General features: G+C 45.2%; 11 protein-coding genes and 1 other annotated feature (1 of these 12 running past the window's edge). Of the genes, 3 read left to right on the forward strand and 8 right to left on the reverse strand.

From position 1 onward, the window contains the following. The first annotated feature begins 42 nt into the window (after positions 1-42). Both MHI15_RS04845 and MHI15_RS04850 read left to right on the forward strand, forming a co-directional pair. Positions 43-1,083, forward strand: a complete 1,041-nt coding sequence (locus MHI15_RS04845) for a DUF1385 domain-containing protein (protein ID WP_370510857.1) — start codon at positions 43-45, stop codon at positions 1,081-1,083. A gap of 7 nt (positions 1,084-1,090) precedes the next feature. Next, entirely contained in the window at positions 1,091-1,429 is a 339-nt protein-coding gene (locus MHI15_RS04850; RefSeq protein WP_076129641.1) for a hypothetical protein, read from the forward strand. An 87-nt stretch (positions 1,430-1,516) separates the two neighbouring features. Here MHI15_RS04850 and MHI15_RS04855 read toward each other — a convergent pair whose 3' ends face one another. The 3 genes from MHI15_RS04855 to mntR all read right to left on the reverse strand — a co-directional run bounded on the left by MHI15_RS04855 (position 1,517) and on the right by mntR (position 4,912). Beyond that, entirely contained in the window at positions 1,517-2,446 is a 930-nt protein-coding gene (locus tag MHI15_RS04855) for a patatin-like phospholipase family protein (RefSeq protein ID WP_076129640.1), read from the reverse strand. Positions 2,447-2,534: 88 nt separating this feature from the next. Next, positions 2,535-4,223, reverse strand: a complete 1,689-nt coding sequence (locus MHI15_RS04860; protein WP_341164169.1) for a family 10 glycosylhydrolase — start codon at positions 4,221-4,223, stop codon at positions 2,535-2,537. A 263-nt stretch (positions 4,224-4,486) separates the two neighbouring features. After that, positions 4,487-4,912 (reverse strand): transcriptional regulator MntR, encoded by a 426-nt coding sequence (mntR, locus tag MHI15_RS04865; protein WP_036682880.1) that lies wholly within the window; start codon positions 4,910-4,912, stop codon positions 4,487-4,489. Between the two features lie 193 nt (positions 4,913-5,105). On the opposite strand from mntR, the gene splB reads away from it, so the two are divergent. Next, positions 5,106-6,182, forward strand: coding sequence for a spore photoproduct lyase (gene splB / locus MHI15_RS04870; protein WP_076184169.1), 1,077 nt, complete (start codon positions 5,106-5,108; stop codon positions 6,180-6,182). Here the strand turns inward: splB and MHI15_RS04875 are convergent. The 5 genes from MHI15_RS04875 to metG form a co-directional block, all read right to left on the reverse strand. Further along, on the reverse strand, positions 6,179-6,892 hold the full coding sequence (locus tag MHI15_RS04875) for a cytochrome c biogenesis CcdA family protein (RefSeq protein WP_076129637.1): 714 nt from the start codon (positions 6,890-6,892) through the stop codon (positions 6,179-6,181). The two genes, splB and MHI15_RS04875, sit on opposite strands and share 4 nt — an antisense overlap. Before the next feature lie 136 nt (positions 6,893-7,028). Next, on the reverse strand, positions 7,029-7,832 hold the full coding sequence (locus MHI15_RS04880) for a metal ABC transporter permease (RefSeq protein WP_036682884.1): 804 nt from the start codon (positions 7,830-7,832) through the stop codon (positions 7,029-7,031). A gap of 334 nt (positions 7,833-8,166) precedes the next feature. Then, positions 8,167-8,916, reverse strand: a complete 750-nt coding sequence (locus MHI15_RS04885) for a metal ABC transporter ATP-binding protein (protein ID WP_036682888.1) — start codon at positions 8,914-8,916, stop codon at positions 8,167-8,169. A gap of 34 nt (positions 8,917-8,950) precedes the next feature. After that, positions 8,951-9,949 (reverse strand): metal ABC transporter substrate-binding protein, encoded by a 999-nt coding sequence (locus MHI15_RS04890; RefSeq protein ID WP_341164170.1) that lies wholly within the window; start codon positions 9,947-9,949, stop codon positions 8,951-8,953. A 203-nt stretch (positions 9,950-10,152) separates the two neighbouring features. Further along, entirely contained in the window at positions 10,153-12,186 is a 2,034-nt protein-coding gene (gene metG / locus MHI15_RS04895) for a methionine--tRNA ligase (protein WP_341164171.1), read from the reverse strand. A 47-nt stretch (positions 12,187-12,233) separates the two neighbouring features. Continuing rightward, positions 12,234-12,418 (reverse strand) — a binding site (T-box leader) (it continues 76 nt past the right edge of the window).

Here is a 12,418-nt window from a genome sequence, read left to right on the forward strand (position 1 = left end):
AAAAGGCGATCCAACTAGTAATGTCTTCAAAAATTAGTTACAATGTATTATATAAATCATATTAATTACGGGAAGGTGAATTGGTTGTCCCAGGAAACTCCCAGCTATGGCGGCCAAGCCGTCATTGAAGGCGTCATGTTCGGCGGCAAGCATATTAATGTAACAGCCGTGCGACGAAAGAATCAGGAGATTACATTTTTGGAGGTGCCAAGAAGCGATAAGAGCTGGGTCACTAAACTGCGCAAGATTCCGCTGCTTCGCGGCCTTGTCAGTATTATAGATGCCAGCGCCAAAGGCTCTAAGCACTTGAACTATTCGGCTGAATCCTATGCCGAAGATGAATTGGAACCCGAAGAACTGGCGAAAGAGAAAGCTAAGCCGAAGAAAAAGGACGAAGGCTGGAGCCTCGGAATGATTTTTGGCGTTGCTGTAATGGGTATTCTCTCCTTCTTATTCGGAAAGCTCATTTTTACGCTTGTACCAGTATTTGTCGAAGATTTTTTATTCAAGAATGCATTTGATAACTATGTACTGCACAACCTCATAGAAGGCGGCATTAAAATGGTTCTCTTGCTGGTCTATTTATGGGCGATTTCGCAAACACCTGTGATCAAGCGGCTATTCCAGTATCACGGTGCGGAACACAAAGTCATCAGCGCCTTTGAAGCAGGCGAAGAGCTGACTGTCCAGAACGTTCAGAAATATAGCCGTCTGCATTACCGCTGCGGAAGCAGTTTTATGATGCTGACGATTATCCTCGGCGTTATTATTTACTCCGTAGTACCCTGGGATAATCTTTGGGAACGTGTGATCCAACGGATTATTCTGCTGCCTGTCGTAATCGGTGTTTCGTTTGAGGTTCTGAAGGGTACCAACGCAGTAAGAGAAATTCCAGGTCTCAAATACTTGGGATACCCTGGACTATGGCTGCAGCTGCTCACTACCAAAGAACCAAAGGATGATCAGGTAGAAGTATCCATCGCCTCTTTCAATCGTATGCGTGAGCTTGATGCAGAGATTGAAGCCAGAGGATATACGGAGGCAAGTGTGTCAGGCGGCATATTGGATCCTGCGAAAGGATGAGTGTCCTATGATCAGGCATGCTTTAATTTTTTGGATTTCAGTAATTCTTGCAATATTCGGTTTTGTGATTGGAGTCTTGACTGAGCCTTTCTATACGCTGTCGAAGCTGATTCTCCCCTTAGTACTGTTAGCGATTATCTATTATGCTTACAAAATGGGACCAGGGAAATACGCTCGCAGCAGTAATGGATCTAGAATCAAAGTCAAACCTTCGCAGAAAACCATGACCAAGGTTGCTGGGATTCGCAAGACTCAAGCAGTACCAGGCAAACGTAAAAGTTATCCCTTCCAAGTCATCGAAGGAAATAAAGGGAAAAACGATGATCAGCTTCCGAAGTACCATTAACTAAATAAAAACAAACACCAAAAAGCATCTCCACGTTTCAAAATAACGTGCGGGATGCTTTTTTTCTGATATTATAAAGCTTGCTTGTTATCTGGGGCGCCACTCCTTAAAGAAGTCTTCCCCTGCCTTCAGTCCGGCGGCATACAATTCGTCGCTTTGCATCTTCGTAATATTAAATTGGGTCGTGCCGATACCAAGCGTTGGGATGGTTACCGTGCGGACATATTTATCATCTTCAATATATTTCTCATCATGAGCAGACAGCATGGTGCTTACCATAGCTTGCAGCATACTGAACGGCCCCCTAATCCTGTGGGGCTGCGGGTCGGTTTTACCTACTGTTTGATACCCTACCGTAGGGATTCTTTTCCCCGTCACTTTACTATTCTCATTCATCCCGTCAAATAGCCATAAAGGAAAATTGCTTAATAACCCTCCGTCCACAACGTATACAAATTGCTCAATAAAAGACTTCCCTCTCGCGGACTGTCCATTTAACCTGAGCATCACTGGATCAAAAAAATAAGGAATACTGCAGCTCATTCGCACAGCCTTAGCCACCTCAAAATGTTCAGGAGAGATTCCATACTGTTCCAACCCATCTGGTAAGACCAATATCCGGCCATTGGTAATGTCAGAAGCAATTATAGATAGTTTGCCTGGAGGCAGATCACGAAAAGTGATAATTCCCTTTTTTAGCAAAAGCGATCTCATCCACGATTCCAAGGCTTCACCCGAATACAATCCCTTCTTCAATAACACTCGCAGTGCAGGACCTACCCAAGCCGTATTATAGATGGGAGCTCGCTTCATAAACGATGAAAAAGAAGTTCCTTGGATCATCCGACTCATTTCCTCGCCTTCATAACCCGCAGCCAGTAAAGTCGCTACAATTGCGCCTGAGGAGGTTCCAGCGACCTTTTTAAAGGTTCGCCCCGCCCTTTCCGTGGCTTCAACTGCTCCAGCGAGAGAAATCCCTTTTACTCCCCCTCCTTCAAACACAGCGTTAATCTCCATACACAAAAATCCCCCGTTTCCCATAGATTCTATTGCTTATCTATGAGCACGGGGGAGCATTCATGACTCCTTATCTAGAACAGTTATCTTATTTGGACTGAAAATAAAAGGTCAGCAAATTTGATAATCCAAACGGATTGCGGACTACAATGTCATTTGCTCTGAACATAATACTGCCTGCAACCTCTTTATATTTCTCATTATATTTAAGCTGGTTGATGATTTGGTCGCCACTTTGCCATTCTGCTTTCTGGTCACTTGCTCCAACCTTATAAGCAGCTTGCCCAATATAGAGCTTAACATTTGTATTCTCTACCTCTTTAACCCACCAATCTACTAGCTTATCATAACGGGCAGTGCTAAAGGACAGACTCCAATAAATTTGCGGTGCTACATAGTCAATCCAGCCTTGCTTGATCCATGTCCGAACATCGGCGTACATATCGTCATAAGCGGTAACTCCAGCTGTGGTATCCGAACCTGTGCTGTCTTTTTTGATATTACGCCATACACCAAACGGACTAATTCCATAAGAAACCTTCGGTTTCACCTTATGAATCTGTTCTCCCAATTGACGGACGAATTCATTAATATTATCGCGGCGCCAATCCGCCTTAGAGGACAGGTTCTTCGTGTTATAAGTCTTATAAGCAGTATCATCGGCAAAAGATACACCTGAAGGATAGAAATAATCATCCAAATGGACACCATCTACATCATAGCCTTTGACGACCTCCAACACTGTATCGATAATGTGCTGGCGGGCTGCTGGGATCCCTGGATTGATGTATTTTTTACCTCCGGCGTCTACAATCCATTCCGGATTTGACTTAGCCACATGATTACTTGCTAATGCGGATGTAGAAGCATCTGTTGTCGCGCGGAATGGGTTGAACCATGCATGGAACTGCATACCGCGTGAATGTGCAGCGCTGACCATATAGCTCAACGGGTCATAACCCGGATTTTTTCCTTGGGTGCCGGTCAGCACCTTAGACCAAGGAACTAGAACAGAAGGGTACAGACTGTCTGCTGAGGTTCTAACCTGTACAAAAACAGCATTAAAACCAACAGCTTTTAGCTTGTCCAGCAGATTATCAAATTCTTGTTTTTGTTTCGCTTCGTTACCTGCAGAAGCTACTGAAGGCCAGTCCAGATTAAATACTGTAGAGATCCAGGCTCCCTTCATCTCCTTGTTAGCCGACGCACCAGGAATACTTGGAACTGTTGGCGAGGTCGGTTGTGGAGTCGCTGTAGGGGCTGGGGCCGGCGTTGGCGTAACGACTGGAGTCGCTGTAGGTACTGCTGGAGTTTCCGGATCAGCAGCCTGCGGCGGCTCTGTATTAGAGTACAAAGAAATATGTTTGGTTGCCTGATCCCAGATAACCTGTAACCCCAATTGCTCACTTACAAAACGAAGCGGCACCATAACCCGTCCCTGCTTAATCTGTACTGAGGTGTCGAGGGCTACAGAAGCATTATTAACTAATGCACTTTTCTGGCCACTGGTCAGCTTGATCTCTGTATCTCCTTGCGTGATTGTAACTGTCTTACTGCTTTGATTCCAAACTACTCCAGCACTCAACCCTTTACTAATGACGCTAATTGGCACCATCGTTACATTCGAAGCTGTGATATACGGCGGCACATCGCTTGCCAGCGCCTCGCCATCCAGTTCAATGGTAATCTGCACAGCTGCCGCACGTGCCCCAGGAGACCATAAAGGCAGAAACAATACTAATACTAGCAATCCCAACATCCATTTACGATAATTCATAATTCCTCCCCAAATCTAAAATAATATGTATCCTATAAAAAAAGAAAAAACGGATCAATCCTCCAAGTTGATGTACCGATTCCACCCTTCAAAAGAGCGGTATCAGTCTCAGCCAGAAAAAGGACTTATCCGTTTTGACGCTAAAAACTGGGAAAGGTTGCACTAAACAAAATAGAAACGGCTATACCATCAAGTAGTTTATGCTCACCAAAGCCTTGCTGGGCATAACTTTAAGGACGGTATCCGTTTCGGGAAAAAACATTTCAAGAATCGCTTGCCAGTTCATTGTGAATAGCATATAAAGTCTGCAGACGTTCTTCATCGCGGCGGAAATATTCCACCAACGTTTCGATACGTGTAATCGAATCCCAACTCAGGTGGTGCTCGATCCCTTCAACATCATTATAGATAAATTCCTGCTGTACTCCGATCAAACCGAGGAATTCTTCCAATAGTTGATGACGATCAACAAGACGTTTCCCTACTTTTTTCCCTTTGTTGGTTAGGACAAGCCCACGATATTTCTCATAGATGAGATATTCGTCCTTATCCAGTTTTTGGATCATCTTGGTCACAGAGGAGGGGTGTACTTCCAGTCCCTCGGCAATATCCGAGACCCGCGCATAACCTTTCTCATCAATGAGCTTATATATGCGCTCCAAATAATCCTCCATGCTGGGTGTTGGCATTAAAATTTACCTCTTTTCTATAATGAACCTGGCGCCGAGCCAAACCTTGCTCTAACAATGATACATGTTTCTAACGCCCCTTGGCAAGTCCTTCAAGAGAACATGGGGAGGAGTTACCCATGATTGCCATGCTTCTAATGAGACTCAGTTAGGCATAATAAACGTACTCATCTTTCAGAAGGAGCGTGAATTCATGACTATAGTGACACCTGAGACCCCTCCCGTAAAGAGAACCAGAAAAGCTACAGCCCTTTTTGTCCCCGAGCTTGTTTTCTTCGAGCCGGATGCTTTAAATTACCCGAAAGGTGAACGAATCATGGAATGGGTGAAGGCTAACAATATTCCCTATCGCATGACTACATCGCATAACCGTATAATGAATTTCCCGGGTGACACAGAGGTCGAGCAATATAAAATTGCCAAAAGAACACTTGTAGTCGGCCTGCGCAAAACCTTAAAGTTTGACCAATCCAAACCCTCCGCAGATTATGCAATTCCGATCGCAACTGGCTGCATGGGCCACTGCCATTATTGTTATTTGCAGACTACTTTAGGGGCAAAGCCTTACATTCGTGTATATGTAAACACCGATGACATCATTGACGCCGCAAAAAAATATATCGAGGAGCGCAGCCCTGAAATCACGACATTTGAAGCAGCCTGTACCTCAGATCCGTTAGGACTGGAGCATATTACCGGGTCTCTGTCAGAACTCATCACATTCATGGCAGCGGAGCCCCTTGGCCGCCTGCGCTTTGTGACCAAATACCAACATGTTGAACCCCTACTCGATTTGCAGCATAACGGACATACCAGAATTCGTTTTAGCGTAAATGCTGACTATGTGATCAAAAATTTCGAGCCTGCTACCTCGCGGTTTGAAGAGCGAATTGAAGCGGCTGGAAAGGTTGCCCGCGCCGGCTATCCACTGGGCTTCATCATTGCCCCAATTATTTGGTATGACGGCTGGCAGGAAGGCTATGCGGAGCTACTGGCCAAATTAGCCAAGACCCTTCCGCCAGAAATCGGAAAAGGTCTAACCTTTGAAATGATTCAGCACCGATTCACCAAAACAGCCAAGACTGTAATTGAGAAACGTTACCCGAAATCCAAACTAGAAATGGACATGGAGAAACGCAAAAAGAAATGGGGCCGCTGGGGACAGAACAAATATGTCTATCCGGATGAACAGCAAACCGCCCTGCGAGAATTTATCACAGAGCGGATTTTCGAGCATTTTCCGGAAGCAGGTATTGATTACTTCACCTAAAAAATCAGCCAATCCGGCGTTATTCCTTGTAGCCACACTGTGATCCGGAACATTTGATCCGTGAACAGCAAAATACCCATAAATACCATAAGGACGCCGCCAATCTTCATCAGCAGATTCGAGTACTTGAGGATACGCTTCACTCCGCCTAGGAAAAAGGCTAAAAGAAAAAATGGCAAAGCAAATCCGATGCTATACGCGGTAATCAATGTAAACCAAGTGCCCGGGTCGCTTGCCGAAAGAGCAATAATTGCCGTCAAAATCGGCCCGATACAGGGTGACCAACCCGCAGAAAAACCAATTCCGAAAATAAAGGAGCCCACATAACCCGCCGGTTTCCATTTTAAATCAAGCTTACGTTCACGAAGTAAAAACTGCGGCTGAAAAATCCCAAGCAAAAACAAACCCATTACAATAATTAGAATCGCCGACAATTGCCGGATCAGATCACGCTGGCCATTAAAGAATTGCCCGAATAACCCAGCCCCAAAACCAAGTGTGTAAAAAACTGCAGAAAAACCTAATATAAATGCCAATGTATGAGTCAGGGTGCGTACACGAACCTCTTTAGAGTTGCTGCCTGATTTTAATTGTTGAACGGATAACCCGGTAATGTACGATAAATAAGAGGGGTACAGCGGTAAACAGCATGGCGATATAAACGATGCCACCCCTGCGGCTAAAGCAATTCCTGCATTGATATTAGACAAAATAGCGGCTCTCCTTCCGGCATTCGAGTCACTTCATGGAGCTGCTTATGGCTCCTTTTTTTCGCTTATCGTCCTTACAAGGACACCGAAGGCGTTTATGCTTGCCTAATGCGATACCGATTACTTAATTCGCTGTTTATGCTGGCAATCCCTTTTTACCGATCAAGGTTAATACCAATAATGATATGAGCAAAAGCACAATAGTTGCACCGGGAGCCAAATTCCAGACTCCAGCTACCACTAGTCCGCCTACAACGGCTATCTCCGAAATAATAACCGCCAGGATGACCGAGGATTTAAAGCTACGGGATAGCAATAAGCTGATTGCGACCGGAATAGTCAACAAAGCAGATACCAACAGCGAGCCTACGATCTTGATGGCTGTGCTAATCACAAGTGCTGTCAGAATGGTGATCAGCATGTTAAGCAGTTTCACCGGAAGCCCGCTTACACTTGCTGCATCCTCTTCAAAGCTAAGCAAAAAGAACTCTTTAAAGAACATCGAAACTACCACTACAACAGCTATAGTCACTATGCCTACAACGATCAAATCGGTATTATCGAGCGTATAAATGCTGCCGAACAAATAACTCATTACGTCCGCATTATACCCTTTTCCTAAGGTGAAAAAGAGTGAAGCCAACGCCACTCCGCCTGACATTATAATGGCAATCGACAGCTCCGCATAACTCTTATAAGCCTTACGAAGCTTTTCAATCGCGAAGGACGCTACCACTGCAAAGATAAGGCCTGCGCCCAGCGGATAAAATCCTGTTAGAAAACCGAGTGCCACCCCCGCTATAGTAACATGAGCCAGCGTATCACCAATCATAGATAATCGTCTAAGCACAAGAAAAACGCCTATAAGCGGCGCTGTTATACCAATCAGCAGTCCGCCCGCAAGCGCCCGCTGAAAAAAATCGCTAAATAGTATTTCCAACTTAAACTCTCCTTCATACAAAACTCAAACCATTTTAAAGCCTTTTTCAAACCTTTTTCGATCCCTCCCAAACCCTCCCTTCCAAGGGAGGGCCCCAAGGGCTCTGCCCTCTGGACACCCGTTAAGTGCAACTAGCGTAGGAGTTAGTGTCACTGAACATAGATAGGTTGGGAAAAGATCGCTTTCGTCCCTAGAGGGACACGCTTGCAGACTGGCGGTGCTTAGATACGAGAAAGATTAAGATCAACTAGAATTGAGTCCCCGACTTCCACACTCACACACTATGTATAGCTCTAATCGCAGAGAAAGCTGCGATTCAGAGTTTAATTATGACTTAAGAGAGCGTGTGCTGCAGGTTCTCTTCTGTGCAATTCTGGAGATCATGTGAGTGGCGGGAGTAAAAGTTGATTTTACCATTCGTCTGCACGGGCTCATGACCTAAATAATTTTTGATCATGTCGATATCATGTGACACCATCAGGAAGGTCATATGATGATGAGCATGCATATGCGTAATTAATTCAAAGAATCCCGCTTGTGATTCGGCATCAATACCCACCGTAGGTTCGTCCAAAATCAGCAGGTCAGGATGGTTAATTAGCGCCCGAGCCAGAAAAACACGCTGCTGCTGACCGCCTGACAGCTGGCCTACTCTTTTCTCCGCGATATCTTGTATCCGCATGACTTCAAGTGCATCCTCACATTGACGATGCTGAGCCTTAGATACTCTGCGGATCAGATTCTTGTTATTATATAGACCTGACAGAACTACCTCACGCACCGTTGCTGGAAACAATGGGTTGAAGGCATTCTTTTGCGGAACATACCCGATCCGTTCCCAGTCTTTAAACTTGCGGACAGGCGTTCCGAATAATTTAATTTCACCAGAGCTCGCTGGAAGCAAGCCGACGATCATTTTCATCAATGTTGTTTTACCAGCACCATTAGAACCAATGATACCAAGGAAATCTCGTTCTCTTACACTATAGTTAAGATTCGATATCACCTTCTGTTCCCCATATGAAAAAGAAAGATCCTGTATATCGATGATATGCTGATGGCAGTCCAAGGATACCGATTGCATGCTTAAGTACCGCCTTTCCCTTATACTTTCCTTATTATTGTAAGGCCATAATCAGATTTTGCAAATTTTTCTCCATCAGAGTGAAGTAATTATCGCCGTTCTTCTCTTGCTCCGCAGTAAGTCCCTCTACCGGATTAAGCACCATAGTGGAAACGCCCGCTTCGGCGGCCAGAGTCTTAGCCAGTTTATCGGAGACAAGCTCTTCAAAAAAGATATACTTAATCCCTTCATCTTTTACTATTTTCGCAAGCTTCACTAAATCCTGTCCGCGCGGCTCAGCGTCTGGCGAAAGTCCCATAATCGCATGCTGATCCAATCCATAATCACGGGCAAGGTAAGAAAAAGCCTGATGTGATACTACGATCTTATGGTTGGGCAGCTTAGCAAGCTCCTCTTTGAATTTACTGTCTAACGCCTGCAAACGTTCCGCAAGCTTATTGTAACGCTCTTCATAACCTTCTTTATGCTCAGGATCCACGGACTGAAGGCTTTCTTTAATATTCTGAGCCATGACAATGGCTGATTTTGGACTTACCCAAGTATGCGGGTCTGTATGCAGGCTGTCTCCTGAGGCATTACTGTTATGATCCGTGTCCTCATTTTGATGAGACTCTTCCTCACTTGCCCCATGATCATGCCCGTCATCTTCATCGGTCATGATATAATCAATACCTTGACTTACTTCAACCGCCTTAACTTTACTGCTGCTATCAAGGCCTTTTAAAAAGTTAGGAACCCAGCCTTCTAAGCCTGCACCGTTATATAGAAATAGCTGTGCCTTAGAAGTGTTGATAATATCTTGACTGCGCGGTGTCCAATCATGTGGCTCCACACCCACTGGAAGCAGGTTAATAGCATTGATATCTTCCCCGCCAATCTCCTTAGCAAACTCGTAAATAGGATAAAAGGTTGTAACTACATTTACTTTCCCTTCAACTATACTTCCACTGCTCTTAGGTCCGCATGCACTTAGTGTAAATACAAGTATCAGTGCAAGGACGAGCAAACTTATACGTGATTTCATTGCCGCCATTATATTGATCTACCCCTCAAATCGTAAATTTTACTATTAGTAGTATAATAGTAATCGTTACGATAAGTCAACAAAGAAACCTCACTCAGAAGAAAGACGGTATCGTCCTTTATAAAAAAGAAATGCTCCCACAACCAACCCGGCTGAAGGAGCATTCCCTTGTTCAAGCAACCTCATTAAAAAATTTCTACAACAGTATTGTCTTATTTCACTACTGCTCCGTTTGGCATACTGTCCGGCACGGTAGCGATCGTTAGCTGGTCATCTTTAGAAGCCGCCAAAATCATCCCTTGGGACAACTCCCCACGCAGCTTCACCGGTTTAAGGTTTACGATACAAATCACTTTACGTCCCACCAGCTCTTCCGGTGTATAGAATTTCGCGATACCAGAAACCACTTGACGTTGTTCATAACCCAGATCCAGTTGCAGCTTCAGCAGCTTGTCAGCTTTTTTCACTGGCTCTGCAGCAATAACCTGGGCTACCCGCAGCTCTGCTTTAGCGAAATCGTCAATGCCGATTTCCTCTTTATGCTCTTCCACTGGCTCGGAGTCCTCAGCAGCAGGAGCAGCCGCTTCCGCCACTTCAGCAGCCGCTTCCGCCACTTCAGCAGCCGCTTTGCCAGCACCCATAGCCTCGGCAATATAAGCTACCTCTTGCTCCACATCCAGACGTGGGAAGATTGGATTGCCTTTCACCAGCTTTGTTCCTGCCGGAATCAGGCCAAAGGTCTTACCGCTATCCCAAGTCGTTAACTCACCAGGCTCAATACCCAGCTGTTCCCAGATCTTCGCTGGTGTTTGTGTCAAGAACGGCTGCAGCAGGATTGAAGCGGTACGCAGACCTTCCACCAGATGTCTCATCACAGAAGCCAGCTCGGCAGTTCTATTTTCATCTTTGGCAAGCACCCAAGGTTGTGTCTCATCGATATATTTGTTGGTGCGGCTAATGAATATTCCGATAGCTGTCAGCGCCACGGAAAACTCCATTTTTTCCATAGCTTCTTCTACTTTGGCATAAGTATTCTCAGCCGCAGCTTGAAGCTCACCATCAAATGCTGTTACATTTCCTTCATATGCCGGAATCTCGCCTGCAAAATACTTTTCAACCATAGCCCCTGTACGGTTCAACAGGTTCCCAAGGTCGTTGGCAAGATCATAGTTAACCCGGTCTACAAAGCTTTCCGGTGTGAACGTGCCATCCGAACCAAACGGTACTTCGCGCAGCAGGTAATAACGCAATGCATCCAAGCCATAACGATCAATCAGTGTCACAGGATCAACTACGTTACCTTTAGATTTCGACATTTTTCCATCTTTCATGAGCAACCAGCCATGGGCAAATACCTTTTTCGGAAGGGGTTCCCCAAGCGCCATCAGAATGATCGGCCAGTAAATCGTATGGAAACGAACGATTTCTTTACCAACGATGTGTACATCCGCAGGCCAGAACTTGTCATACAAGGTGCGATCCTCGGAACCATAACCCAGAGCAGTAATATAGTTAGTCAAAGCATCAATCCACACGTACACGACATGCTTCTCGTCGCCCTTAACTTTTACGCCCCAATCAAAGGTTGTACGGGAAACTGCAAGGTCTTCCAGTCCGGGTTTGATGAAATTGTTAATCATTTCGTTCTTACGGGATTCCGGCAAAATAAACTCTGGATTCTCCTCGTAAAATTGCAGCAAACGATCCGCATATTTACTCATCCGGAAGAAATAACTTGCTTCCTTCACCAGCTCAACCGGGTGGCCGCTATCTGGGCTTTTTGCACCAGTAATCACACCGTTGTCATCACGCACTATATCAACTAATTGCGTTTCTGTGTAAAAGGTTTCATCTGGGATACTATACCAGCCTTCATATTCACCTTTATAGATGTCTCCTTGCTGCAGCAACCGATCAAAAATATCCTGTACCACTTTTTTATGACGCTCTTCCGTAGTACGGATGAAGTCATCGTTCGAAATGTCCAGCTTACGCCATAGCTCCTTAATACCAACAACAATGTCGTCTACGAACTGCTGAGGGGTCTTTCCTGCTTCCTCTGCCTTCCGCTCGATCTTTTGTCCATGTTCGTCTGTACCGGTTAGATAACGCACTTCGTAGCCGCGCAGACGTTTGTAACGGGCCATTGCGTCTCCTGCCACGGTTGAATAAGCATGTCCGATATGTAGCTTGTCACTTGGATAATAAATTGGTGTCGTTAGGTAAAACGTTTTTTTCTCACTCATTCAGTAATCATCCTTTCTTATTAAAAAACAAAAAACTCCCGCCCCCATAATGGGGCGAGAGTATAACTCACGCGATACCACCCAAATTTCCTGTCTCTTCACAGAGCGCAGGCTTCGCCAGTTCCCTCGCGGGAACTGTCCATTAACGCTGGATCACGCTGTTATCTTACGTGAACCACAATTGCAGTTCCCGCTCGAACACAGTTCCTCCCGGACCATATTCAATCTAACG

Origin of the sequence: Paenibacillus sp. FSL H7-0918, from assembly GCF_038007025.1 — a bacterium.
Taxonomy (GTDB): Bacteria; Bacillota; Bacilli; order Paenibacillales; family Paenibacillaceae; genus Paenibacillus_AQ; species Paenibacillus_AQ odorifer.

Bases quoted from the DNA above. Each gene is read 5' to 3' on its own strand.
- MHI15_RS04845 (WP_370510857.1), top strand. From the start codon at position 43: ATGTATTATATAAATCATATTAATTACGGGAAGGTGAATTGGTTGTCC.
- MHI15_RS04850 (WP_076129641.1), top strand. From the start codon at position 1,091: ATGATCAGGCATGCTTTAATTTTTTGGATTTCAGTAATTCTTGCAATA.
- MHI15_RS04855 (WP_076129640.1), bottom strand. From the start codon at position 2,446: ATGGAGATTAACGCTGTGTTTGAAGGAGGGGGAGTAAAAGGGATTTCT.
- MHI15_RS04860 (WP_341164169.1), bottom strand. From the start codon at position 4,223: ATGAATTATCGTAAATGGATGTTGGGATTGCTAGTATTAGTATTGTTT.
- mntR (WP_036682880.1), bottom strand. From the start codon at position 4,912: ATGCCAACACCCAGCATGGAGGATTATTTGGAGCGCATATATAAGCTC.
- splB (WP_076184169.1), top strand. From the start codon at position 5,106: ATGACTATAGTGACACCTGAGACCCCTCCCGTAAAGAGAACCAGAAAA.
- MHI15_RS04885 (WP_036682888.1), bottom strand. From the start codon at position 8,916: ATGCAATCGGTATCCTTGGACTGCCATCAGCATATCATCGATATACAG.
- MHI15_RS04890 (WP_341164170.1), bottom strand. From the start codon at position 9,949: ATGGCGGCAATGAAATCACGTATAAGTTTGCTCGTCCTTGCACTGATA.
- metG (WP_341164171.1), bottom strand. From the start codon at position 12,186: ATGAGTGAGAAAAAAACGTTTTACCTAACGACACCAATTTATTATCCA.